The organism is Candidatus Paceibacterota bacterium, from assembly GCA_035438625.1.
In the GTDB taxonomy this organism is placed as follows: Bacteria; Patescibacteriota; Minisyncoccia; order Phycocordibacterales; family DAORIS01; genus DAORIS01.
In genome coordinates, this window is record DAORIS010000009.1 from 1 (window position 1) to 25420 (window position 25420).

Below are 25420 nucleotides of genomic sequence, written 5' to 3' on the forward strand. Positions count from 1 at the left end.
GATCAAGAATTGGGTATATCGCCGACAGCCATGTACCCCATCGATCTACACTTGGCCCTTCGAGAAGCCCTTCGGTTGTACTAAAAATTTCACGTAATTCTTCTGATGCTTCAAAATATACCTGTCCAGGAGGTGAATAATCCTCGGATGTTTCTGGTTCCGAGTCGACCAAAAAGATTACATCTCCTTCTTTTTGAGTAAGAAGGTATACAAATCGAACGTCACTGTTTGCAGAACGAACACGAGTTATTTCTTCCTTAATTAAACTGTACTCGGGTGAAGAAAGATCAGCCTCGGTACCAGTTAGTGACCGCACCATGTTCACATTAAACATCTCTGCCATTGTGCGCGCACGATCAGAAAGGTGCGTACGAATTGTTCTATCCACAACACTCCCCACATACATCGTCGATATAACACCAAGCACAACGACACAGGCGCCAGAAACAAGAAAGGCAACTTTTGTTTTATAGTGTTTGTTCATCTAACTTTAGCGATATTATATCGTACATGGATGTCATTCCTCAGAATACAGAGTGGACAAAAGCCACACTTATACACAAAAGTGAGCACGCCAAAACGAAAGGCGTACTTGTATGTATGAAATTTAGAGTTGAGAAACCTTTCTCCTTTTTCCCAGGTCAATACTGCAACATTCGAATCAACTCATCACACAATACCAAACCAAGAAGAAGCTACTCAATAGTGTGCACAGAGGCCCAGAACACAGTAATTGAATTTGGCATCAAGATTATTCCACATGGAGAGGTATCGCAGTTACTACAAACTGCTCAAATCGGAGATGAAGTTGAAATCCAAGGACCACTTGGAAATCATTTTGTTTGGAATCCAGAAACACACGATCAAAACGCACCCCTACTGTTAATCGCTTCAGGAAGCGGCATCGCACCGCTAATAAGCGTCATTCGTGCTCGACATTCAATGCCAATGCACGCACGACCAGAAACAATACTTATATATAGCGTTAAACACTCACATGACATCGCGTACGAACAAGAGTTACACACACTACGAGAAAAAGATACGCGCTTTACATATATACAAATTGTTACCCAAGAACCCGCTGGTAAAGCTAGCTACTCAAAACGGATTGATAAAGAACTACTGAACGAAGAATGCGGCCGATTCCTCGACCGCATTCCTAGTATCTACGTCTCTGGGTCCTCAGATTTCGTTAATACAATATCTAACCAACTCCAAGCATTAGGGATAGCTCCTAAAACAATATATTCTGAGAGTTTTATTTAACTTGATATGACTATTCCGGCCTGAAGCTCTGCGTAGGGCGCACGAATGATAATCCTTCCTGTAGCAGCTTCTTGCATGATTAATAATATCGACCGCGTCTTCAGTACTAAACCCTAATGTTTCAAGTGAAATGGATACATCAAGTGGTCTTAAAATTCTTAATGTTACTGATTCTCCAAAATACGACGGTGTAGTAACTGTACGAATATCATAGTGGACATTTTCAACCGTTAGTGAAAATCTCCCGTCTCTTGCACTAAAAGAATCATCTGTTCTGATCCGGGCTAATATTTTTAATCTCCTGATTACTTCTTCATGTACCAATAAAGAGTACGTAGCGAATAATTGAAGCATTCCATCTTTCCTATATCGAATTCGAACATCCTGTGCACCAGGATCGATGTGAATATCAGAATTACCATTCCCACAACCATACCCAATAATTTCGTCCAGGATCTCAGTTGGTGTGCCAGAAATATTTTTCACACGCACAGTATGGAACATATACAATGAAATATTTTTAAAAAGAAAAACCCTCACGCTGGTGGCGGGAGGGTTGAAGTTTCTGGAACTGGAAGTAACTGCTCACCAGGTCTTATAACACGGAAATACCCCGTGTTGGTCTTCGAGACAATGTTCTTGAACCTAAGCAATGTTAACGTATTTTTATTAACGTCGTAATTACCAATACGCACAAGAGACTTTTTCTCTAAACCAACATGGAATTGTTCAGTGAGTAATGTAGTACCTCGACAGACATGCAGTAAACGAACACACTCTGCAACGATGTGAACATCGGCAGCACCCGCCTTACACAACATGCGTTTTGTAAACGTTTTGTAAGGCTCTACAGCAGAACGAGGAATTTCAAGAGAGCAATCAATAAACCAATACCCGCTCGGGCGTGATTGGGTATATGGATTTATAGAAAGACTACCATCTACGACGTTTGCATGCCCATCAAAATACTTGAACGGTTCGCTGATTTTTTCTCTCAACGATTCATACTGAGTCTGGATTGACATGCCGACACAATAGAAAAGTCTGATATTTCTCCCCGCTCTATTACTTTCTGCAACGTGTTCTACCCAGGAGCGCTCAGCGGGAACATGTAACTGTCTGGGGATCTTCGACCCCCACACACAACCAGCTTCTGACGTATCAATCATATTGTCACCAAGAATTGACTTGGCTTCTTCAACTGAACACGCTTCGGCCAACACAACATCTTTTTTGACGGTTTTCTGAATGAGAGCAGCAACGTACTGCAATCCGGTTTTAGCAGATTTTAAAATGTGCACAGGATACCTCCTTTCTTCCGTAACATTATAGTTACTGGCCATAAACACAACTTTGACACTGTCTTTTTTTGATGCTATAATTGTCCATTCACGACCAAAAATAATTCACATGCAAGAAAAGCAGATCAGAAATATCGCCATCATCGCCCACGTGGACCATGGTAAAACAACCCTCACTGACCAAATCCTCAAACAAACAGGAGCAGCGATTGAAGGAACAACAATGGACTCAAACACTCTTGAACAAGAGCGTGGTATTACCATCTATTCAAAGAACGCTTCTGTTGAATATAAAGGTACAAAAATCAACATTGTAGACACACCAGGACACTCTGACTTCGGATCTGAAGTAGAACGTGTACTCCGTGCTATTGACTCAGTGCTTCTCATCGTCGACGCTCAAGAAGGCCCAATGCCTCAAACTCGATTCGTACTTAAAAAGTCTCTTGAAATTGGTCTTAAGCCAATTGTTGTTATTAACAAAATCGATAAGCCAGCATCTGACCCAGCACGTGTGCACGACGAAGTACTTGAGCTTTTCATTGACCTCGGTGCAAATGATGATCAATTAAACTTCACCGTCGTCTACGCTATCGGACGTGAAGGTATCGCAAAGAAAGAACTCGCTGATGTTTCAACTAACCTCGATCCCCTCCTCGACACCATTCTTGAGCAAGTAGCAAACGCTGACAAAGGAAAAGAAAACCCGCTTCAAATGCAGGTATTTAACCTCGGCTATGACAACTTCGTAGGACGCATGGGTATTTGCCGAATTTATGCTGGAACAGTAAAAGTTGGTTCAACAATCTGGGCAAAACACCCTGATGGAAAATTTGTATCTTCAAAGATCACAAAAATGTTTGCGTTTAAGGGTCTTGACCGTGTTGAAACACAAGAAGCAGAAGCTGGAGACATTGTGATGGTTGCCGGAATCGCAAATATTGAAATTGGAGACACTATTACTGATGCCGAAGCAACTCCTGCACTTCCTGCTATTAAAGTAGACGAACCAACAATCTCGCTTAACTTCCTTGTTAACGACTCACCATTTGGAGGACGTGAAGGTAAGTTCGTTACAAACCGTCAGATTCGAGAACGCCTTGAAAAGGAACTTGAAATCAACGTGGGACTTAAAGTCGACTTCGGTGCTGATGGTGCCATAGTCTATGGACGAGGAGAACTTCATATTGGAATCCTTCTAGAAAACATGCGACGTGAAGGATATGAGGTCCAGGTTTCTCAACCAAAAGTAATCTTCAAAGAAATCGATGGTCAGAAATTTGAACCATTTGAAGAAGTAACTGTTGATGTACCTGAAGCATATTACAGCCGTGTTATCGAAAAACTTTCTCCTCGAAAGGGAATCCTTATGTCCATGAAACAGGACCACGGAAGCACCTACCGCCTTATTTTTGAAATCCCAACTCGTGGATTCCTTGGGTATCGAAACCAATTTATTATTGATACAAAAGGAGAAGGAATTCTCTCAAGCCGATTCTTGGAGTTTCGCCCTCACGTAGGCCACATCGATCGCCACACAACTGGCGCCATGATTTCTATGGAAAGCGGAAAAGCACTCACCTTTGCACTGTTTAACCTCAGTGAACGAGGAACAATCTTCATTGATCCAACTGAAGAAGTATATGAAGGAATGGTTATCGGAGACGTTGTTAAGGGAGACGACCTATACGTTAACCCGACAAAGGGAAAACAACTTACAAACATGCGTGCATCAGGTTCTGATGAACACATGATTCTACAGCCAGCATGGAAACTCTCAATTGAGCGTGCCATGGAAGTGATGCGTGAAGATGAGTATATTGAAATTACTCCAACAAACATCCGTCTCCGAAAAATCTACAGGAATAAGAGTGAGCGTGACAAAGCAGAGCGACAGTCAAAAAAGGACTAGTCCTTACACTTGGTGGTTTCCAACAGCTACTCTTTTGATTCGAAACGCTATTCCTCCACATTTGAGTTTCTTCCCAATCTCCTCACAAATCGTTCTGACATAAGTTCCTGAGCCACATTCCATGAGGAGTGTATACGAGTACCATATGGCATTATCATGGCCAACTAGAGCTGTTTTCCATGATTCAATAACCTGCTTTTGCATAAAATCACCCTCTACAGCACCCACAAACTTCATAACTGCCGAAAGAAGCTCTTGTGTTGAGTGGGTGGTATCTGATTCCAGTTTTAGTGTATCTACGCGCATAGACCTTTCTGGGGCTTTTAGGAGCGTATTTTGGCCTTCCCTGGCCTCTCTTCCTGTGACCCAAAGTGGGGTTCCATCAACTGTTTTTGATGAGAATTGTGGATATGAAAATGTATGGGTTCCGATAAGATCTTGAGTGACTTTTTTGAGGGTTTCTTTAACCTCTTCATGTTTCTCATTTGATACTGGAATCACACCTGTAACAATCCCCAATGGATCATGTGAATCAGTGTTAATGCCTAACAAAAGTTCGAACTGATATGTTTTTGGCAAACCAATAAATTCAGACTTTCGTGGAATCTCTGCTTCTTCAAGTAGAATCACCACTCCTTCAGCAAGTGGATCCAAGCGACCAGCAAATGTGAGTTTTACATCCTCACCAAGACCTCGCTCAAGTCGCGCACGCTTAATTAGCGCCCCCATTGATTCCCCAATTTGTTTATTAATCACAATCATATAGACAAAGCCTTAAAATATTGTTTTTTGGCCGTATTCCGCTACAATCTAGCACATGGCAGACATTTCTACAGAAAGTTATAAAGGCGTTCGGGACTTCTACCCCGAAGATTGGCAGCGAATGCAAAAAATCTTTGCAATCATCCGTTCATCGGTTGAGCGCTATGGATACCAGGAGTACAACGCTTCCCCACTTGAATCTACAGAACTATATCTTTCAAAGACGAGTGATGAGATTGTAAACGAACAAACATATACATTTATCGACCGAGGTGATCGTAGTGTCACACTCCGACCAGAAATGACACCGACAGTTTCTCGAATGGTTGCAGCAAAAATGAAAGCACTTTCATACCCTATTCGTTGGTACTCAATTCCAAATGTTTTTCGATATGAAAAACCACAGCGTGGTCGCCTTCGAGAGCACTACCAATTAAACGTTGACCTCTTTGGTATGGAAGGGATCGAGGCTGACACAGAAATTGTGCAACTTGCATCATTTATCCTCACTTCTTTTGGAGCGAAGGAGTCTGATTTCGTAATCAAGCTCAATTCACGATCACTCATGAATGCGTTGTTTAGCGATCTAGGATTAACTCCTGACAAGCAAAAATCAGTTATCCGCTTGATTGATAAAATCAAAAAAATCAGTAAGGAAGATGTACAAACCGAACTCAATTCAATTTGTGACACTAGTAAGCAACAAGAAGCAATCAAACAGTTTATTGCTGGAAACATTATTTCAACTAATGAAGCCGTACAAAACGCAAAACAGGAACTAGACTCATTCATTGAAAACCTTGCAAAGATAGGTATTACAAATGCAGAAATTGATCTGACTCTCGCACGTGGTTTTGATTACTACACCGGTATTGTCTTTGAAGTCTTTGACACAGATCCAAAAAATAACCGATCACTCTTCGGTGGCGGTAGATACGATGGACTTACAACACTCTTTGGAGAAAAAGCACTTCCTGCTGTTGGATTTGGGATGGGCGACGTGACACTTCAAGATTTTCTTGAGGCGCGTTCAATTACACCAAAAACTGAACCTGCGGCTGATATCTACATTTGCCGAGCTGGAATTTCGTTTGAACAAGCAAGTATTGTTGCTGATGACTTACGTCGGACTGGCATTCGAGTACTTGTTGACCTTTCTACAAAAAAGATTGGAGACCAGATTAGCAAGGCATCAAAAGAAAACATTCCGTATGTGCTTGTTATAGGCGAAAACGAGCTACAAAATAAGGCATTTGAACTCAAGAACCTTGCTGATGGTTCAGTGACTACAGGCTCTATAACTGAGATTGTTGAACAATTCAACGATCGTACCGTATAATCGCCACATGCGATTCGTAGTATTCGACCTAGAAACCAAAAATATATTCTCTGACGTAGGCACATCTGACCCTACACTTCTAGACCTATCTATAGCTGGAGCATATGACTCTGAGACAGATAAGTACTATACCTTTCTTGAATCAGAGCTATATAAGTTGTGGCCAATGATCGAGAAAGCCGACCTTTTGATTGGATACAATTCTGATCATTTCGATATCCCCCTCCTTAATAAATATTATCCTGGAGACTTGTATCAAATTCGAAGTTTAGACTTACTTAAAGAAATCCGAGCGTCTCTTGGACGACGTATTAAACTTGATCAAGTAGCTGAAGGAACACTCAAAGAAAAAAAGAGCGGTAACGGGCTTGAAGCTGTTGAGTGGTGGAGAACTGGAGAAATAGATAAAATTCGCGAGTATTGTATCAAGGATGTTGAGATTACAAAGAAAATTTATGAGTACGCACTCAAGCACAATAAGCTTCGTTTTGCAGAAGGCGGCAAAGTCACGTCAATTCCACTCGATACTTCAAAATGGCTCGAAGAAACTTCTTCCCCACTGACACATACACTTCCATTCTAGATATACCTCAATGGTATACTTGTGCGTATGGAACCAAACAATAATTCAAACATGTACGGCCCGCAGAGTGGAGCGCAGCCGCAACAGTATTCACAAATACCACCACAAAAAAAACCAATATTATCTATACCAGTTGCAATCCTTATTGGTATGGCACTTATTGCAGGTGCAATCATTTTTAAAGATATATGGTTTAACAAGGGAAACACTGTAGAAAACGACCCCCTTGCTCAAAACAATATCGAAATCAAGGATGTTACGGAGGATGATCACATTCTAGGTGACCCAAATGCTGATGTTATCCTTATCGAATACTCAGACTTTGAGTGTCCTTACTGTAAGCAATACCACCCCACTCTTAAGCGAATTATTGACGAATATGGTCCTTCAGGAAAAGTTGCATGGGTATACCGACATTTTCCACTCTATAAAGGTAACGAATCTAACCCACCACTTCACGCCAACGCTGGAAAACAAGCTGAAGCAAGTGAATGTGTAGCAGAAATTGGAGGAAACGCTGCGTTCTGGAAATTCACTGACCGACTGTATGAAGTCACACCAGGAAACAACCGTTTTGATATGAGTACAATCGGTGAAATCGCTGCATATGCTGGAGTTGATAAAACAACATTCCAAACATGTTTAGACAGCGGTAAATATGCAGAAAAAGTTTCAGAAGACTACTTTGCTGCAATCGCTGCGGGTGCACAAGGAACACCATACACTGTTCTTATAAAGACACGAACAGGTGAACCTCTCGTTCTTGATGCAGGTGCAGTTCCCTATCCTAACCTTAAGGGAATCATCGACGCATTTATTGCTAAATAATTCTCTCGTTTAGTAACAAAAAACCCGGGCGTAACCCGGGTTTTTTGTTTATGTAGTAGTTTGAGCAATGGCGTCAGCGAGACTACAATGCTCGCAGTCTTTTTTTCCACATCGTGAACCAACATATGCACCTGAAAGAATAGCTTGTGAAGTCTGTCTGATCTCTTCTTCAACTTTTGATACGTCTTCTTTAGTAAGTACACACTCAACCCGTGAGAGTCTGTTCTTTTCGTCCGGTTGCACAAAATCAATGACTCCAATTGTTACAGGGGTATCACTATGTGTTATATCTTTTGAAAGGAGGAGTTTATAAAAAGCTAACTGTCTAAACATGGAACCAGTTGAATCAGCAGTATTTCCAAGCACGTAATTTCTACTCCTATGTTTTCCTGTCTTGTAGTCCACAACAGCCAACTCACCACCCATTCGTTCAATGCGGTCAATTATTCCACAAAGTTCAATGTACCTTCCCTCAACGTTCATTCGAATGTCCTTAAGTGAATACTCAAGTGCAATGACTGACGAAGGATCTAATTCTGATGTGAGTGTGTACTCCGATAGTGCAATCCTTCCCTCTTCCTTAAATCGTTCTTCATCAGCAAGTGAGATTGGTTCACGACGTAATGCTTGGAGAAACGCTTGATACGCTCCCTCAGATCCTACCTCCTCACCTTTCATTTTCTTTCGAAGCCAGTGCTCGAGCGCAGCATGCATAGCCGTACCAAAAGATAAATGTGCTGGTTGAATAAACGGCACACGAAGTGCATTCATGAACACATACTTCCACGGACACTCGATATAGTTATTAAGCGCTGTAACCGTGAGTCCTTGCTCGATAAAAGCATTCTCTACAGCAAGTACCACTTGTTCTAATCGTCCTTCTTGCATGCGTCCTTTAGGTAGGTTTTCCACTTTTGGAATATCTATAACAGCGTCCCCCACTCGAAGTTCAATACGCAATAGTCCTCGGTACATTGTTGCTTCACGACCCGACATATCTACATCGTGGTATGAAACATATACCGAACTACGGGCACGAGTTACCGCAACGTAAAACAACCTTAATTCATCTAATGTTTCCGCTGATTCATCAGAAAGTGTTCCATCAGCAAGGCTTGCTGACTTTGAGATAAGTCCAGCTTGAGGAATGTGGAAAAGTGACCCTCTGTTTCCTCGTGCCCACGTAGACTCGGTCGCACTTGGAATAAAGACACGATCAAATTCAAGACCCTTTGAACGGTGTGCAGTAAGGATATACACCCCAGGGAGTGTAAAGTCATCAATACTTTCGCCCACAGAGATTCGCACTTCATTTGTCTTCATGCGCTCTAGTCGCTCTACAAAATCAGCGAGCATAGCCCCTCGATTCCTGATAGTTGTTTTTTGAGCTTCTTTTACAAGTACTCGAAGTACTAGGTCGAGTGATGATTGCATACCAACACGAACAATAGACTCATAGACACCACAGGCGGTAAATATTGATCCAAGTGCTTCAACTAACGGCTGTTCACGTCCAGCAAGTACTGCTTCGTGGAATTTTCCATATGCTTTTCCGTGACGCTCTTGTAGAATTTCTGAGATTGAGCGTTTTTCTTTTTTCGCGGACGTCAATACTTTTAGCGCGTCACTTAGTTCTATGGGCAATAATCCATAGAGCAATACTTCTGCAAGATATGTATCTTCTTCTGGTGATCGAACTGCATTAAGGAGGGTCGCGAGGCGCTTCCCTTCAACGTGTTCAAAAAAACTTGAGTCGGCGGTAGATTTAACATAGATAGACTCTTTTTGTAAGAATTGTGCATATGCTGCTGCGGTACTGTTATCTCGAACAATTATTGCAATGGTCTCATCAGCGTTAGTCTCTTGGATTTTAAGTATTTCACCTCTAACCCAATGCATTTCATCTGACTCAGTTACTGCGTGAGCAATATGAACATGACTACCAATGTTTTCTGAGCCTTCAAGTTTCATGCGAGGAATAGCATGGTGCATTCCAGTCTCGCCAATCAATGTATGTGCATTATCAAGAATATGTTGTTTTGATCGGTAGTTTTTTGCGAGAGAAATAATTTTTACATCTCGATACGCTTCTGGAAGCATCATAAAGTTTTGGATCGATGCACCCTGGAAACGATAAATGGCTTGCTTTTCATCACCCACAACAAAAATATTAGGTGCTTCGTGAAAATCAGCAACATGCTTTATCAACTGGTTTTGTGCAGCATTTGTATCTTGGTGCTCATCGACAAGAATATATAAGTATCTTTCTTGAATAACTCGTTTGATGTACTCGTGAGTCTCAAGTGCTTTATTTGCTGACACAAGCATGTCGTCAAAGTCATATAACTTTTCTGCCCTCATGCCAGCTTCATATCCTTCATACGCAGCAAGCAGTGCTTTGTTTCGCTCAATCTTTTCTACATACTCAGCAAATGCAGCCTTAATCTTTCCCTTATGAGCTCCTTTATCATGCACCTTATCTGGCTGCGCGTCGTACCATACAACCTGATTCTCAATAATTTGCTTGAGTGTTGCGGGTGTTATGTTTTCACGTTTCAAAGAACTTATGGCAACTAGAATTTTTCTGACATGTGCATATGGTGCAGCATGCGGTCGCAAGTCTTCAGCATCCTTGCGCGAATCCAGTGCTTTTTCTACAATCGCTAACCGTTCAGTTTCTTCTGCTGCTGATCCTTCACCAAACTCTGGAAAGGCCTCAGGAAATTCTTGGATGATTGCATTGGCAAATGCATGAAACGTTGTAATCGAAACCTTGTATGCAGTTTCACCCATAATACCCAACAGTCGCTTTCTCATTGAAGAGACAGCAGATTCACTGAAAGCAATAGCCAATACTGCTTCAGGAGGAGTGTCCGTTTTAAGGAGGATATTGGCGATACGCATTGCTAATATCTGCGTCTTACCTGTACCAGGTCCTGCAATGACCACAACTGGTCCCTCAATGGCATCAACCGCCTTACGCTGCTCAGTATTTAGTCGTGCGTACGCCTGGTCAAAGGTGGTGGTGGAGATGGCTTTCATATGGTGATTTTACTATATAAAAAAGCCCTGGGTTGTGCCTGAGCATTGCATCCCTCAACCATCGGCCGAGATACAAATTTCACAACACTTCTCCAGAGCTCACTGTGTATACGGTCACAGGCACCGTCCACGGCAACTAATCGCGGAAAAACTTACGACGCAATGTGTAAGTTGTCAAAGGGATATATGGTCGGCCAATGCTGATGTGCGGGCCGAATCCCTGTGATATGTGCAAGACGCGCCAAAAGTCGTCTTGATGTTCGATAGGGGCGTACCTCCCTATCTGACTGTAAGCAGAACGCCTAAATAGGAGCACCTTGTTTCCTGAGACCAGCCGAAATTGGTGACAGCAAAATACTCGAACCAGGTTACTGCTCTCGGTACTATAACAAAAAGTGAGAACTAGAAATAGTTCTTAAGCTTATTAATCTTTTCGTGCTGACGAATCTTTTCGTGCGCTTTTGCTTCAATTTGGCGGATACGTTCACGTGTTACACCGAACTTTCTTCCCACCTCTTCAAGTGTGTGCTGGATTCCATCTTTGATACCGTGACGGAGTTCCAGGATCTCTCGTTCTTTCTCAGGAAGATCGTTGAGGATTTCTCGAACTTGGTCACTCATAATACGGCGAGATGATTCTTGATCAGGAGAAAGAATCTTATCATCTGAAATAAAGTCTCCAAGTGTAGACTTTTCATCATCAGCATCTCCAACCGGACTTTCTAGTGAGACAGTATTCTGGTCAATCTTTTCAATGGTGTAGATCTTTTCTACTTCAAGACCCATTTCGTTTGCGATTTCTTCTGGGTGAGGATCGCGGCCAAGGTCTTGTGAAAGACGTCGGTATACCTGCTTATACTTAGCAATTGTTTCAACCATGTGCACAGGAACACGAATTGTTCGTGACTGGTCAGCAAGCGCACGAGTAATAGCCTGGCGAATCCACCATGTAGCATATGTTGAGAATTTGTATCCCTTCTTCCAATCGAACTTATCTACCGCTTTAAATAGTCCTAGGTTTCCTTCTTGGATAAGGTCAAGGAGTGTAAGGTCAGGGCTTCGTCCAACATACTTTTTTGCAATAGAAACCACGAGACGTAGGTTCGCACGTGCAAGGAGATTCTTTGCTTCTGCTTCACCCTTTTCAATTCTTTGCGCAAGACCTCGTTCTTCTGCTGCGGAAATAAGTGGGTACTGACCAATTTCCTTAAGGTACATTTGGATTGAGTCCTGTGAGTCTGATGCTCTACCATCAACTGCTTTTTTTCCACTCTTTTCTTCTACCGCGAAATCAAGAAGACCACCCCCTTCTAAAATATCAATACCCGCTCCAGCAAGCTTTGAATAAAAATCATCTAGGAAAACAATATCGTTTTCGATAGTTGGAAATTCTTTAAGAATTTCATCATACGTAACAAATCCTCGCTCCTTACCTTTAGCAATAAGTCGGTCAGACTTTGTTTCAAATTCCTTTGCACTTGTCTTTTTTGAACGAGGTTCTTTCTTAGTAACCTTCTGTTTTACAGCAGGTTTAGTGTTCTTTTTTACAGGTGCAGCTTTCTTCGCAACCGGTTTTGCCTTTTTAGGACCCTTGGGTGTAGAGAGTTTCTTTTTTTTCATAGGTGCGGTGATTATACTTTTTTATTAGTGCCATGCAACTCCGCGGTAAGACGTTTGATACGCTCGAGCTCACGTGCAGATTCTTCCTGCTTTCCAGCGAATTCTGCTTTTTTTAACATTGATAATGATTCTGCTAACTCGTGCTTGAGTTCTTCTGTTTTAAAATTTTCCCAAAGATCAGCTACAAATTCTTTTTGGTGGGTACTTCCTGACAGGAGTACTTCACCTTGGAAAAGCATTTCTTCAGTTGGCGATTCCACGGTTGAAAGAACAGCATGTGCAACATCATCCTTTGAAAGAGACGTCATAAATTCATGAATGCGTGATTCGTATTCTTTTACCAATGTCTCATGTTCAGGTTTGGTTGCAAGCCATGCCATTCCTGAAATGAAGTTACTCTTCACAATTTCAAGCCTGCCAGTCTGCTCTTTTTTTAGAGGCAGATTGCTTTCTTCTCCTCCTAATGAACTGGCATTTCTCGCAAGATTCTCAACTGCATGATCAAGAGATTCACGTAATCGGTGGTCCGCAATACCAGTTCTTCCTGAAACTATCCTCATGTATTTATCCTGTTGTATTGGACTTAACACCGAAGCGATAAGCGGCATCAGATGCTCTTCAAGGACAGATAGTTTTTTCTTTTCTTCTTTCTCTGCTTCCCATACATCGAGAACAAAATCTACAACATGTCGTGGGTTTGAGATTAACAAGTGCCACAAGTCTGGATCTTTAAGCACGAGGTCAGCTGGATCTTGCCCTCCTTGCAAAAGTACTGCATACACATCAAGTCCAGCGGACGCTGCAAGTCGTGCCGCTTTTAATGCAGCATTTTTTCCAGCTTCATCTCCGTCATATGCAAGGATAATTTTATCTGCGTATCTTCGGATGAGTTTTGCATGCTCAAGAGTGATTGCTGTACCAGATGTTGCAACAGCAGTTTTAACTCCTGATGTGTGAGAGAGAATCAGATCAAACTGTCCCTCAACGAGAACAGCTGTCCTGTCTTTACGCATTGCATCTTTTGCCTTATCCAACCCATAGAGAAAGTATGATTTCTTAAAGAGCTCTGTTTCTGGGCTATTTAAGTATTTCGCATCCTGACTTCCGGGCTTTGCTGCTTCACCAAATATTCTTCCAGAAAATCCAACAGTTCGTCCTGTTGGATCCAAGAGTGGGAACATGATACGTGAACGGAAACGATCATAAAATCCTGGTCCTTTTTCTGATGACTTGATGAGTCCTGCTTTTACTAACATCTCAGAAGACGTTCCACTTTTTCTTGTAGCTGTATATAACATGTCCCATCCTTCCGGAGCAAAACCGATACGCCATTCATTAATGACTTCATCGGTGATTCCACGAGAATGTAGGTATGCTAATGCTTCCGAATTTTCCTTTAGGTGCTTCTCGTAGAACTTCGTTGCACGCTCTAAGATGTCATAAAGAGTTTCTTTTTCTTGTTTTCCCACAGCATCATGCGGTTGGTGGGTTAATTCAACACCAGCTTTATCAGCAAGCATCTTAAGTGCTCCACGAAAGTCTAGACGTTCAAATTCTTGCACGAACGTGAGAATGTCACCCTTTGCACCACAACCAAAACAATAATATGTTCCTCGGTCAGGTGAGACGTAAAAGGACGGTGTCTTTTCAGAATGAAAGGGACACTTTCCCTTAAATTGCCCACCAACTTTCGCCAATTTTACGTACCAACTAACAACTTCTTCAACTGCTAGTTTTTCTTTTATGCGTTCAATATCAGAGGCCATTGATTATGGTGATTATACGTCCCCCTTTATACCAACCTTCCGATGAAGGTTTTTCTAAGAACACTCAAATTATCCTTGTGGTTCAGATGCTGCCTGCTCTGCAATTGTCTGCTGTAGTGCAGCTTTCTCTGCTGCCTTTTGAGCGAGTTCACCTTGTAACTTACCAATGATTCCTGCTTTATTGCTTCCCTTATAACCTGTTCCCGCTGGAATCAAGCGACCGATAATAACGTTTTCCATGAGACCCTTAAGTGTATCTCGTGATCCCTTAACAGCACTCTGGATAAGTACACGGTTCGTGTATTGGAAAGATGCTGCTGCAAGGAAGCTCTTTCTTGTAAGGGACACTTCTGTGATTCCCATAACAATATCTGCTGCCTTTGCTGGCTCTGTTCCTCTTTCCTTTGCCATTTTGTTTTCAAGCTCAAACTCAGAAACTTCTACAGTTTCACCAACTGTAAATGGTGTTGAACCTGGATCAGTGATCTGTGCTCGTGAGAACATTTGTCGAACGATAACTTCAATATGCTTTCTTGAAATTGTTTCTCCTTGAAGGTCGTACGGCTTTGTAACCTCAGTGATGATGTAATGCTGAGCTTTTTCTCGGCCACCATACTGAAAGATTTCATCGATAGATGCGGGACCGTCAGTAAGGATTTCTCCCTTTGTAACTGAATCTCCAACCTTAACGAAGATTGTTCGACCAGTTGCAACTGGATATTCTGTATCAGATGCCTTCACCTTCTTTCGGCTCTTTGTCTTTACGTTTGCCTCCTTCTCGTGTGCTTCAGGAAGTACGACAATCGTTCGCTCCTTGCCTTCTTCGCGGATCTCCGTGACTACTCCGTCAACGTGAGAGACGACGGCAGGGTTCTTTGAATTGCGCTTCTCGAAGATTTCTTCAACACGTGGAAGACCTTGTGTAATGTCTCCGCTTGCTGATGCAGCTCCTCCGGCATGAAAGGTACGCATTGTAAGCTGTGTTCCTGGTTCACCGATAGCTTGTGCGGCAACTGTACCCACTGCTTCACCGACTTCAACGAGCTTTTCTCGTCCAAGATCAACTCCGTAACAACGAGCACAGAGTCCTGTAACTGCTTCACAGGCAATTGGTGATCGCACTGTTACTTGGTCAGTTCCTGACTTTTCAATTCGCTCTGCATCATCCTTTGATACAAGGTGTCCACGCTTGAACACAAGCTTACCTTCAGTGTCCATAACATCCTCAGCGAGGATTCTTCCACGAACACTCTTTTGAAGTGTATTCATACCGATAGCGCTCTTTTCACGCTTAAGGATGATTCCACCCTTAGTTCCACAATCGTCTTCAGCAATGATGACGTCTTGCGCAACAACGAAGAGCTTACGTGTAAGATATCCAGCCTTAGCTGTGTTAAGAGCGGTGTCGGTTAGACCCTTACGTGATCCGTGAGTTGTAATGAAGTATTCAATCGGTGAAAGTCCTTCCTTTGAGTTCGAGAGAATTGGGAACTCGAGCACTTCTCCCTTTGTTGAGGCGATAAGTCCTTTCATTCCGGCCATCATCGTAATCTGTGAGTACGAACCTCGAGCACCTGACTTCACCATATCTGAGATTGATCCATCCTTTTCAAGTGCATCAGGAATCATCTTTTCAACTTGGTTCTTTGCGTCATACCAGACTTCAAGAATCTTACGGTGCTTTTCATCTTGTGAAAGAAGACCCGCATCGAATTGCTGGATGATGATATCTGCCTTTGCCTGAGAAGCCTTGATGACTTCACCACGCTTTTCAGGGATTTTTACATCATCAATACCCCATGTCACACCTGACATTGTTACGTATTTGAATCCGAAGGCCTTAATTCTGTCGAGAATTTCAGGAACTTGGTTAATTCCGTATCGCTGGATGAGGTCATCTACAATTGCAGGGATCTTTCCTTTTCCAATTTCCTGGTTGTTGAATGGGTAATCAACTGGAAGCACATTGTTGAAGAGAATTCGTCCAACTGTTGTCTCGAAAATCTTTCCTTCAAATGCAGCATATTTTGAACTGTCTGCTGGAGGCATGACCTTGATCTTTGCTCTAATGCCGATTGTGTTGAAGTTGTATGCAAGGATCGCTTCTTGAGGACTTGCGAAGATTTTATCTTCACCCTTTTCACCTGAAACAACCTTTGTCATCCAATATACTCCAAGTGCAATGTCCAAAAGCTTTGCAGAAACTGTTGGGTCTCCGCTTCCTGGCTTAAGAATGTTTCGGTCTGCTGCCATGATTTCACGTGCTTCAAGCTGAGCTTCAGCTGAAAGTGGAACGTGAACGGCCATCTGGTCTCCGTCGAAGTCAGCGTTAAAGGCAGTACATACCATTGGGTGTACTTGAATAGCATTTCCTTCGATGAGTACTGGCTGGAAGGCCTGGATACCAAGACGGTGAAGTGTAGGAGCACGGTTAAGTAGTACGTACTTCTCCTTAATTACATCTTCAAGAATTGCCCATACTTCAGGCACACCATCTTCGATAAGCTTTGTTGCTCCACGAATGTTAAACGCCAATTCCTTTTGGAGGATTTGTGAGATAACGAATGGCTTAAAGAGTTCAAGTGCCATGTGCTTTGGAAGACCACACTGGCTGAGCTTGAGGTTAGGACCCACAACGATAACTGATCGTCCTGAGTAGTCTACGCGCTTTCCAAGCAAGTTCTGACGGAAGAGACCACGCTTTGACTTAAGGTTGTCAGCGAGTGACTTAAGTTGTCGGCGCTGTACGAGTGATGATCCTGCTGTTGAGCTACCTTGTCGAACTGAGTTGTCGATAAGGGCATCTACTGCTTCTTGAAGGATTCGCTTTTCATTTCGAAGAATAACTTCAGGCGCACCGATTTCCATCAACTTCTTCAATCGATTGTTACGGTTAATAACACGTCGGTAGAGGTCATTAACGTCTGATGTTGCATATCGTCCTCCATCAAGCGCAACCATTGGTCGAAGACCTGGTGGAATAATTGGAATACGTGTAAGAAACATCCATTCTGGGCGGATGCCTGACTTAAGCATTGAACGAGTAAGAGAAAGTCGCTTGTTTAGCTTTTCTGATTCTGCTGCCGTTGCGTCTTCAAGTCGCTTTTCTAACTTCTCAACAAGTGTCTTGAGATCAAGATTTTTAAGAAGTGTGTAGATTGCTTCAGCTCCGATGCTTGATTCAAAAATAGTTCCGTACTTAACTGCAAATGCATGGTACTGAACTTCATCAAGAACAACTCCTTCCTGGATGCTTTCAACATCTTTCTTTGCTGATGTAAGAAGTTCCTTAAGAGCTTCTTTGCTCTTTTCATCTTGGAGTGTTGCCACCTTTGATCGGTACTCAGAATCGATATCACGGAGTACGCGAGCACGTTCCTGGTCGTGTACTTTTGTAACGATATATCCTGCGAAGTAAATTACTCGCTCAAGATCGCCCAAGCTCATTCCAAGAACCTGTCCAAGTCGTGACGGAACTGTTCTAAGGAACCAGATGTGCGAAACTGGTGTTGCAAGATCAACGTGACCCATGCGCTCACGGCGAACGATTGATCGCGTGATTTCAACTCCACATTTTTCACAAACAATACCGCGGTATCGGTTACCTTTGTATTTTCCACAGTAACATTCGAAGTCCTTATCAGGACCAAAAATCTTTTCGTCGAAAAGACCATGCTTTTCACTTCGCTGTGTTCGGTAGTTGATTGTTTCAGGCTTTGTCACTTCTCCGTATGACCATTCCTTGATTCTCTCAGGTGAGGCAAGCTTAAGAAGAATATCCGTAAACTCCGGAGTAGGTGCGCGCTTTCTAAATGTTTTTGGTGCTGTTTCCATATATGTTTTTTATTGGTACGAATTATTCTTCGCTTCCTTTTGGTGCTACGACCGTATCTTCTCCTCCAACTTCCGGCTCTGGTGCCCTTCTTGAACGACGTGGCTTATCGTCTTCGCTGTATGATTCACCTCCCATTCCTCCGAGCTCGACGTCAAGTCCGAGACCCTTAAGGTTTGAAAGAAGTACGCTAAATGATGCAGGGGTGTTTGATGGCTTAATATTTTCTCCCTTTACAATAGAGTCAAAGGCTGCGGCACGACCAACGATATCGTCTGACTTAACAGTCAAAACTTCACGAAGGTTGTATGCGGCACCGTGACCAAGGAGTGCCCAGACTTCCATTTCTCCAAATCGCTGACCTCCTTGTTGAGCTTTACCTCCAAGTGGCTGTTGAGTGATGAGAGAGTATGGACCAATAGAACGCATATGGAGCTTGTCTTCAACCATATGGTGAAGTTTCAAGATGTACATCATTCCGATAGCAATCTTTTGTTCAAATGTCTGACCTGTTCGTCCATCGCGGAGTTCTACCTTTCCGTTTTCTGGGTATCCTGCTGCAACAAGTTCTTGTTTGATTTCAGCGTCAGTTGCTCCAGAGAATGGAGGAACAATAGCCTGATATCCAAGTGTGTGCGCTGCAAGTCCAAGATGCATTTCCAAGATCTGTCCGAGGTTCATACGTGAAGGCACACCAAGTGGTGTAAGAATCACATCAATTGGAGTTCCATCTGGCATGTATGGCATGTCTTCTTCAGGAAGGATTGTTGAGATAACCCCCTTGTTTCCGTGTCGTCCAGCGAGCTTGTCTCCAACTTGGATGTTTCGAAGCTGTGCAATTTCAATATGAATTCTCTTGATGATTCCTGACTCGAGTCGGTCACCCTTTTCACGTGAGAAGACTTTGATACCGATAACACGTCCACGCTTTCCGTTTTCTAGACGCTTTGATGTGTCTTTAACATCACGAGCCTTTTCACCGAATAGAGATCGAAGAAGTCGCTCTTCCGCAGTTAGCTGTGTTTCACCCTTAGGTGTGATCTTTCCAACAAGGATATCTCCTGGTCGAACTTCTGATCCAACACGAACCACTCCTTCTTCATCGAGGTTTCGGAGTTTGATTTCACTTACATTTGGAATGTCTGGAGTTGTAACTTCAGGACCTAGTTTTGTATCTCGAACGTTTACAACGAACTCTTCAATATGAATAGAAGTGAACTTGCTGTTTTTAACAATTCTTTCAGAAAGAATAATGGCATCTTCATAGTTTGATCCAGACCATGTCATAAAGGCAACGAACATGTTCTGTCCGATTGCAATCTGTCCATCTACTGATGTAGATGTGTCAGCAAGAACTGTTCCCTTCTTAACTTTGTCACCTGGAACAACTACTGGACGCTGGTGGAAGGCAGTCATACCGTTTGTTCGTGAGAAATTCACGAGCTTGTATTCCTTTTCCTTTCCTTTTGTATTCTTTATAACAATATGTCGTGCATCTGATGCCGCTACAGTTCCTTCTTCTTCGGCAACAATGATTCGTCCTGTGTACTTTCCTGCGATATGTTCAACACCTGTAGCAACAAGTGGAGCTTCAGGCACAATACATGGTGTTGCCTGCTTCTGCATGTTTGATCCCATCAGTGCTCGGTTCGCATCATCGTGGTTTAGGAATGGAATCATCGAAGTCGCAATGGAGAACGCTTGATTTGGAGCAACGTCAATGAAGTGCACCTGTGCTTTTGGTACAATTGCAGGATCACCTTGGTATCGTACTTCCACGTTATCTACTTGAATTTTTCCATCTTCAGAATACGCTGTTGCGGCGTGCGCAATGTTGTACTGCTCTTCTTCAAGTGCATTGAGATACACAATTTCTCCAGTGATTTTTCCGTTTAGAACTTTTGCATATGGAGTCTCGAGCATTCCAAAGTTGTTGATCTTTGCATATCCACACATACGGAGAATAAGACCAATGTTTGGTCCTTCTGGAGTGTGAATTGGACAAAGACGACCATAGTGAGATGGGTGAACGTCACGAACTTCAAATCCTGCTCGTTCACGAGTGAGTCCTCCAGGGCCTAGGGCTGAAAGCGTTCGGAGATGTTCAAGCTCAGTGAGGATATTTTCCTGCTGCATGAACTGAGAGAGTTGGTTTGTTGTGAAGAATTCCTTAATTCGAGCCTGTAGTGGCTTTGGAGAAATAATCTGAATCGGCATTGTTACATCAGAATCGATTGTAGACATTCGGTCCTGAATATTTCGCTTCATCTGAGTAAGGCCAACACGGATCTTGGCCTGGAGCATTTCTCCAACATATCGAACACGTCGACTACCGAGGTGGTCGATGTCGTCAGCAAATGATTCAGGAGTGTTGTTTAGGGCAGCAACATTTCCGAATACTGTAACAATGTCATCGAGTGAAAGTGTCTGGATTCCGAGTGATTCTTCGTCCATAGTCTTTCCAAAACGCTTGTTAAAACGAAAACGGCCTACGCGAGATAGGTCATATCGCTCTTGGCTAAAGAGCGTGTCGATAAATTCACGTGCATTTTCAGGAGTGGCTAGGTCACCGTCACGGAGGCGCTTATGAAGTTCAACATACGCGTCATCAGCAGATGTTGTGTGGTCTTTAGCGAGCGTTGCAGCAATGTGCTTTTCAGCATAAGGAATATTTGAGAATGCCTTTTTGATCTCTTCTGAGTCTGTAAGACCAAAGGCACGAAGAAGGATTGTTCCAGGAAACTTACGCTTTTTGTCGATTCGAATTGAGATAGCACCGTCTGGTTCTGTTTCAATTTCCATCCACACTCCTCGAGCTGGAATTACCTTTGCACCGAAGAGTTTCTTTCCTCGAAGCTCGTTTAGAGTAAAAAATACCCCGAATGATCGGGCGAGCTGAGGAACAATGACACGTTCAATACCACTAATAATAAATGTACCGTGGTTTGTCATCACGGGCATATCTGCCATGAAGATTTCTTGCTCCTTTACTGAGCCAACAATCTTGTTCTTGAAGCGAGCCATGACCTTAACAGGCGCTTCATATGATGTCTTGTTATCTTTTGCGTGAAATTCGTCGTGCTGTGGCTCTCCAATTTTGATACCCGTAAATTCAAGTTCAAACTTCTTTCCTGAGTAATCCTTGATACCTGCAAATTCCTTGAGAACATCTCCAAGGCCTTTTTCGAGGAACCATTTAAACGAATCAGTCTGCGCTTCGACGAGATCTGGCATCTCTACGAGCGGCTTTCGGTACTTGCCGAAGTACTTCATCTCCTTCATTTGGTAATGAGGATTCTTGGCTGCTATCTCGTGCACACGGGAGGCCTGTTGCATGTGTAAGATGTTTTATTGTTTTTATGTATATGTAAAAAATTCTCTAAGACTCAATATCTCAATAGACGGACAAAGCAACGTGCTGTACGCGTTGCTTATATATATTCCAAACTATTCCTTATTGTTACTGCTGCAATACGCTCGAGCGCCGCCAAAAACTCAATCTAGCCGAGTGGAATATCAGTATAACGCATCAACCATGATACGTCAATTTAGGCAAGTCTAACCTGTGGATTCAATATTATGTGGCTCAACAGAGGGAGATTCTTCAGGTTCATTTTCAGGTGGTGTGGACAACCCATTTGATTCATCGTCTATCTTTTTTTCCACTTGATTTTCTTCAACAATTTCTTCTTCAATTGGATCAATTGGCTCTACGGGAGGGTCAACAGGTGGATCGATAGGTCCAACTGGAGGTGGATTGACTGGTTCGTTACCCCCTGCTGTTGCCTGACTACAATCTCCTTTTACCCTTACCCATTCACCTCCTCTGATTTTTACGCACCAATAATCTCCTGTGAGTTCATCCTGAACTTCAAATCCTTTTTTAACTTGTACCGTATCGAATACACCCAAGATGGTATTGGCAACATTTCCAATTGTAGATTGATTTTCAATATCTTCTCTAATTTCTGCAAGCGATTCCTCAATCGAATCAACACGAGTACCTAAATCTTGAAATGCTGAGATAAGAATAGGAACAAATGATCCGTACGAAACAGATTTAAATCCACGTTCATCTGTTGTTACAAAATCCGGAAACACCTCTTCAACTTCTTGTGCAATGAGACCGTATCGTAAATCATTTGTGTTTTGACTTTTCCATCTGAACGTTACCGGATTTAGCGCCAAAACTTTTCGCATCATTGTTGATGTAGACATCGTTACAATATCTTTTTTTAAACGTTCATCTGAGGTACAGGTCCAACTGGTAGAGGTTGGATCGATTTCACAATATCCATTACTATCTTCAAAGCGCACCGGTGGACCATCAGTACTACGATATACATGGAGGAGACGTTGTGGAGAAGTGGTGCCAATGCCCACATTTCCAAGGTTTGTAATCCTAAAGTATGAAGCGTTTGATGAGGAGGCAATATCAAGGAGTGGAAGAGTTGCAAGTGTAGATGTTCCGGCAATTGTTAACCGTGCAACAGGGGTAGATGAACCAATAGATACGTTTGCATTTCTTCGTGAGGCAAGAAGAATATATCCAGTACCGTCTGCATTACCGTTACCAGCATCAATGTACACATTTCCTTCTGTTCCTGCAGACGGACCGCTACCAGCTGAGATAAAAACATGTCCTCCACCCGCTCCGCTTGTACCCCCATCTCCTGCAATGATGTTAATTGCTCCTCCATAATCATCTCCTGTTCCAGCCAGTAAATTGATTGCCCCCGCAGTACCCCACGCATATGCACCATACACTGAGAGTGGTGATGGTGTATTTATAGGCGATGAAAAGAATGGTTGCTGGATTGCAAAGAGAGATCCTGGTGTACTTGTTCCAATACCAACGTGTCCGTTTTGGAGGACAGTAAAGAGCTGTGTGTCAGTTGATGAAGCAACGACAAGTGGGTTAATTCCAGCGCTACCAACCACAGAGAGTTTAGCGATTGGAGTGCTTGAGCCAATGCCAACTCTACCTGAATTTGTAACGTTAAAGACAGAGTTACTAGAAGAAGCAACTCGAAATAGATCTCCAGTGAATGATGTTGGTGGTGCAACGTACATATACACCGCTGAAAACGGCGCACTCCCCACAGAGACTGTGTACCCATTTGCACCAAGATACGAACCTCCAGAAGCGGCTGAGCCAAAGTACGCAGTCGTTCCTACAACCTGTAAGGTTGTAACACCTCCAACATCAATGTAATTGTTTGTTGCACTCGATGATCGTACAGACATTACATTTGTTCCTGCACCTGTTTGAACCCTAAAAAACGGTTGCGTGATCGAGGTTGAGGCAGTAAATAGGAACGGGATACCATTATTTGCAACAGCTTCTGCGGTGAATGTTCCTGCTGTACTTGTTGTTCCAAAACTTATATTTCCCGTACTTGGGTCAGCAAGAAATAGTGGTCGTGATGATGTACCCACACGGAATGAACCGAATACATCTAGTTTTGATGCAGGGGACGATGTACCAATACCAACAGAATCTGTTGACGTAGAGGTGTATATTGCACCATTTAATCTTGTCCATCCAGATTCAGTTACTCCTGATATAGTGACCCATTTTGTAGATGTTCCAGTTGAAGAAAGAACTTGACCTAATGTTCCAGGCGAACTAAATGAGTCATTTAAAGAACCATTTATGGTAAGTATTGAATTACTTGAATATGTAGTTGTCTCAATTTTCTGATAATTTGAAGGTTGGGGGAAATCCCAAATTTCAGGATATCCATACGGATTACCTATGTATGATTTCGCAACATAGTCACCAATGAGACGATTTGCAGGGGATAAATAATGCGTTCCATCACCAAAGTATGTGGGTTTGTTATTTAAAGTCGACGTCGCATTATAATCTTGAATTACAGATGCAATATCGAGTACTTTTGGAAACGTCCTTTTTATCCATGCATTTGTATCATTTCTATACAGATCTGTTGTAGTTGCTGGGTTTGAAATAATTTCAAACGGTGTAATCGTCATTACAATAGGAATAGTGGATGCAGCTAACGCCTTGTTGTACATTGATGTAATTTCTGCACGAGTTGTGGATGTGGAAACGAGTTGATTTGAATCATTAACTCCACATTGGATAACTACATATTTCGAGTTTACAAGTACTGGCGCAAGATCGTTATCCCACTCATCGTCAAGTTGTGCACACGTTAGCCCTCCTGTTGCACGATTAAACCAAGGCACATTCATAATACCTTCTGCATATCTTGAAATCTGACGAGAAGACATTGCATCATACTGTCCTGATGAACCGGCAATTGTTGAATCCCCTATTATAGCGATGCCTGTTTTTTCAGTAGGCACTGCTTCAATCTGGAATCCACCAATATATAAATTAAGAGCTTGCCCAACATTGTTTTGATCAAGTCCTCCAAACAACCAGTAAATTTCGCCGGTTGTTGATGTTCCGCTTCCAAGTGCCTGTGTTGGATTTGTCATACAGTCAACCGTTGAGGACGTTACGGCTTCACAAACTTGCCAAATTCTTCGTACGGTTCCATCAATAAGTTTTGAGCCATGCGAAGGTGATGTGCTACTTTCTATTGTACGCATCCAAACAAATGTTTCAGGGGTTGTATTACTCGACATGTTCTGTATATAGTAACTAAACATGTATCTCTGTCCGGGTACCAAACTATCTATTCCAAGAGCTTGATACTGAGTACGAATACTGTTATAAAAATTCCCTGTCGTTGTCGCCTGAGAAAGCACAATACCATTCCATGTTGTCGTTGCTCCTGTTTTTGTAGTAAGTGTTCCTGCTGTATATCGGTTAGACGCAAAATCTTCTGTATATTGCCATAAATTTCTACGTATACCGAGTGAAAGATTTCCATCATAACTTGTTGCTGTTGAAGAACCCGCACTAAATAGTCCACGGTTAATATTTGAAATAAGTGGAAGATAGTCGTAATTATTAAAACTACCGCGGTACGAATTTACAAATAGACCACCCTTTGCATCAAGTGTCATAAGGGTAGAACTTGCCTTACCTCTATATGTTGATGATGAAACAATAAGCGGTATTCCATTACCTGATTCGAGGCTAAATCTAGCTCCCGGCGTCGTCGTCCCCACTCCAACATTCCCCCCCTGTGTAACCGTAAAGAGCGACGTACCCGTTGACGACGCCACAT

Annotated in this window: 15 protein-coding genes; 5 read left to right on the forward strand and 10 right to left on the reverse strand. The window is 42.6% G+C overall.

Annotation, left to right across the window (positions count from 1 at the left end):
- Nucleotides 1-484: hypothetical protein (locus tag PLF31_03525; GenBank protein HRH26506.1), on the reverse strand; the 484-nt coding region annotated here is incomplete at its 3' end.
- A gap of 116 nt (nucleotides 485-600) precedes the next feature.
- Here PLF31_03525 and PLF31_03530 point away from each other — a divergent pair.
- Nucleotides 601-1269, forward strand: a complete 669-nt coding sequence (locus PLF31_03530) for an FAD-binding oxidoreductase (protein ID HRH26507.1) — start codon at nucleotides 601-603, stop codon at nucleotides 1267-1269.
- On the opposite strand, the gene PLF31_03535 is transcribed toward PLF31_03530, so the two are convergent.
- Together PLF31_03535 and PLF31_03540 are read right to left on the reverse strand one after the other, a co-directional pair.
- Nucleotides 1225-1773 carry an ATPase, T2SS/T4P/T4SS family gene (locus PLF31_03535; protein HRH26508.1) on the reverse strand — a complete coding sequence of 183 codons (549 nt, stop codon included), beginning with the start codon at nucleotides 1771-1773 and terminating at the stop codon, nucleotides 1225-1227. The two genes, PLF31_03530 and PLF31_03535, sit on opposite strands and share 45 nt — an antisense overlap.
- A 32-nt stretch (nucleotides 1774-1805) precedes the next feature.
- On the reverse strand, nucleotides 1806-2612 hold the full coding sequence (locus PLF31_03540; GenBank protein ID HRH26509.1) for a hypothetical protein: 807 nt from the start codon (nucleotides 2610-2612) through the stop codon (nucleotides 1806-1808).
- A 67-nt stretch (nucleotides 2613-2679) separates the two neighbouring features.
- Between PLF31_03540 and typA the strand changes: the two genes are divergently transcribed.
- Complete coding sequence (typA, locus tag PLF31_03545) at nucleotides 2680-4482, forward strand: translational GTPase TypA (protein ID HRH26510.1); 1803 nt, start codon at nucleotides 2680-2682, stop codon at nucleotides 4480-4482.
- A 3-nt stretch (nucleotides 4483-4485) separates the two neighbouring features.
- On the opposite strand, the gene PLF31_03550 is transcribed toward typA, so the two are convergent.
- Nucleotides 4486-5244: a hypothetical protein gene (locus PLF31_03550; protein ID HRH26511.1), complete on the reverse strand. Its 759-nt coding sequence runs from the start codon at nucleotides 5242-5244 to the stop codon at nucleotides 4486-4488.
- A 55-nt stretch (nucleotides 5245-5299) separates the two neighbouring features.
- Here PLF31_03550 and hisS point away from each other — a divergent pair, with 55 nt between their 5' ends.
- Genes hisS through PLF31_03565 form a run of 3 tightly spaced genes read left to right on the forward strand, consistent with a single transcriptional unit; the run spans nucleotide 5300 to nucleotide 7994 of the window.
- Nucleotides 5300-6583 (forward strand): histidine--tRNA ligase, encoded by a 1284-nt coding sequence (gene hisS / locus PLF31_03555; protein ID HRH26512.1) that lies wholly within the window; start codon nucleotides 5300-5302, stop codon nucleotides 6581-6583.
- Between the two features lie 7 nt (nucleotides 6584-6590).
- The gene (locus tag PLF31_03560; GenBank protein HRH26513.1) at nucleotides 6591-7166 is read left to right on the forward strand and encodes a ribonuclease H-like domain-containing protein; all 576 of its coding nucleotides are present in this window, start codon (nucleotides 6591-6593) and stop codon (nucleotides 7164-7166) included.
- A gap of 27 nt (nucleotides 7167-7193) precedes the next feature.
- Nucleotides 7194-7994, forward strand: a complete 801-nt coding sequence (locus PLF31_03565) for a thioredoxin domain-containing protein (protein HRH26514.1) — start codon at nucleotides 7194-7196, stop codon at nucleotides 7992-7994.
- A 48-nt stretch (nucleotides 7995-8042) separates the two neighbouring features.
- On the opposite strand, the gene PLF31_03570 is transcribed toward PLF31_03565, so the two are convergent.
- The 6 genes from PLF31_03570 to PLF31_03595 all read right to left on the reverse strand — a co-directional run.
- Nucleotides 8043-11036 (reverse strand): ATP-dependent DNA helicase, encoded by a 2994-nt coding sequence (locus PLF31_03570; GenBank protein ID HRH26515.1) that lies wholly within the window; start codon nucleotides 11034-11036, stop codon nucleotides 8043-8045.
- A gap of 402 nt (nucleotides 11037-11438) precedes the next feature.
- On the reverse strand, nucleotides 11439-12656 hold the full coding sequence (locus tag PLF31_03575; protein ID HRH26516.1) for a sigma-70 family RNA polymerase sigma factor: 1218 nt from the start codon (nucleotides 12654-12656) through the stop codon (nucleotides 11439-11441).
- Between the two features lie 11 nt (nucleotides 12657-12667).
- Complete coding sequence (dnaG, locus tag PLF31_03580) at nucleotides 12668-14422, reverse strand: DNA primase (GenBank protein ID HRH26517.1); 1755 nt, start codon at nucleotides 14420-14422, stop codon at nucleotides 12668-12670.
- Nucleotides 14423-14491: 69 nt separating this feature from the next.
- On the reverse strand, nucleotides 14492-18256 hold the full coding sequence (rpoC, locus tag PLF31_03585) for a DNA-directed RNA polymerase subunit beta' (protein HRH26518.1): 3765 nt from the start codon (nucleotides 18254-18256) through the stop codon (nucleotides 14492-14494).
- A gap of 22 nt (nucleotides 18257-18278) precedes the next feature.
- Complete coding sequence (locus PLF31_03590) at nucleotides 18279-21590, reverse strand: DNA-directed RNA polymerase subunit beta (protein ID HRH26519.1); 3312 nt, start codon at nucleotides 21588-21590, stop codon at nucleotides 18279-18281.
- A gap of 222 nt (nucleotides 21591-21812) precedes the next feature.
- Nucleotides 21813-25420 (reverse strand): tail fiber domain-containing protein (locus PLF31_03595; protein HRH26520.1); only part of this gene is annotated, 3608 nt, incomplete at its 5' end.

Excerpts from the sequence above, each read along its gene's own strand:
- PLF31_03530 (HRH26507.1), top strand. The coding sequence starts at position 601 with ATGAAATTTAGAGTTGAGAAACCTTTCTCCTTTTTCCCAGGTCAATAC.
- PLF31_03535 (HRH26508.1), bottom strand. The coding sequence starts at position 1,773 with ATGTTCCATACTGTGCGTGTGAAAAATATTTCTGGCACACCAACTGAG.
- PLF31_03540 (HRH26509.1), bottom strand. The coding sequence starts at position 2,612 with ATGGCCAGTAACTATAATGTTACGGAAGAAAGGAGGTATCCTGTGCAC.
- typA (HRH26510.1), top strand. The coding sequence starts at position 2,680 with ATGCAAGAAAAGCAGATCAGAAATATCGCCATCATCGCCCACGTGGAC.
- PLF31_03550 (HRH26511.1), bottom strand. The coding sequence starts at position 5,244 with ATGATTGTGATTAATAAACAAATTGGGGAATCAATGGGGGCGCTAATT.
- hisS (HRH26512.1), top strand. The coding sequence starts at position 5,300 with ATGGCAGACATTTCTACAGAAAGTTATAAAGGCGTTCGGGACTTCTAC.
- PLF31_03560 (HRH26513.1), top strand. The coding sequence starts at position 6,591 with ATGCGATTCGTAGTATTCGACCTAGAAACCAAAAATATATTCTCTGAC.
- PLF31_03565 (HRH26514.1), top strand. The coding sequence starts at position 7,194 with ATGGAACCAAACAATAATTCAAACATGTACGGCCCGCAGAGTGGAGCG.
- PLF31_03570 (HRH26515.1), bottom strand. The coding sequence starts at position 11,036 with ATGAAAGCCATCTCCACCACCACCTTTGACCAGGCGTACGCACGACTA.
- PLF31_03575 (HRH26516.1), bottom strand. The coding sequence starts at position 12,656 with ATGAAAAAAAAGAAACTCTCTACACCCAAGGGTCCTAAAAAGGCAAAA.
- dnaG (HRH26517.1), bottom strand. The coding sequence starts at position 14,422 with ATGGCCTCTGATATTGAACGCATAAAAGAAAAACTAGCAGTTGAAGAA.
- rpoC (HRH26518.1), bottom strand. The coding sequence starts at position 18,256 with ATGGAAACAGCACCAAAAACATTTAGAAAGCGCGCACCTACTCCGGAG.
- PLF31_03590 (HRH26519.1), bottom strand. The coding sequence starts at position 21,590 with ATGCAACAGGCCTCCCGTGTGCACGAGATAGCAGCCAAGAATCCTCAT.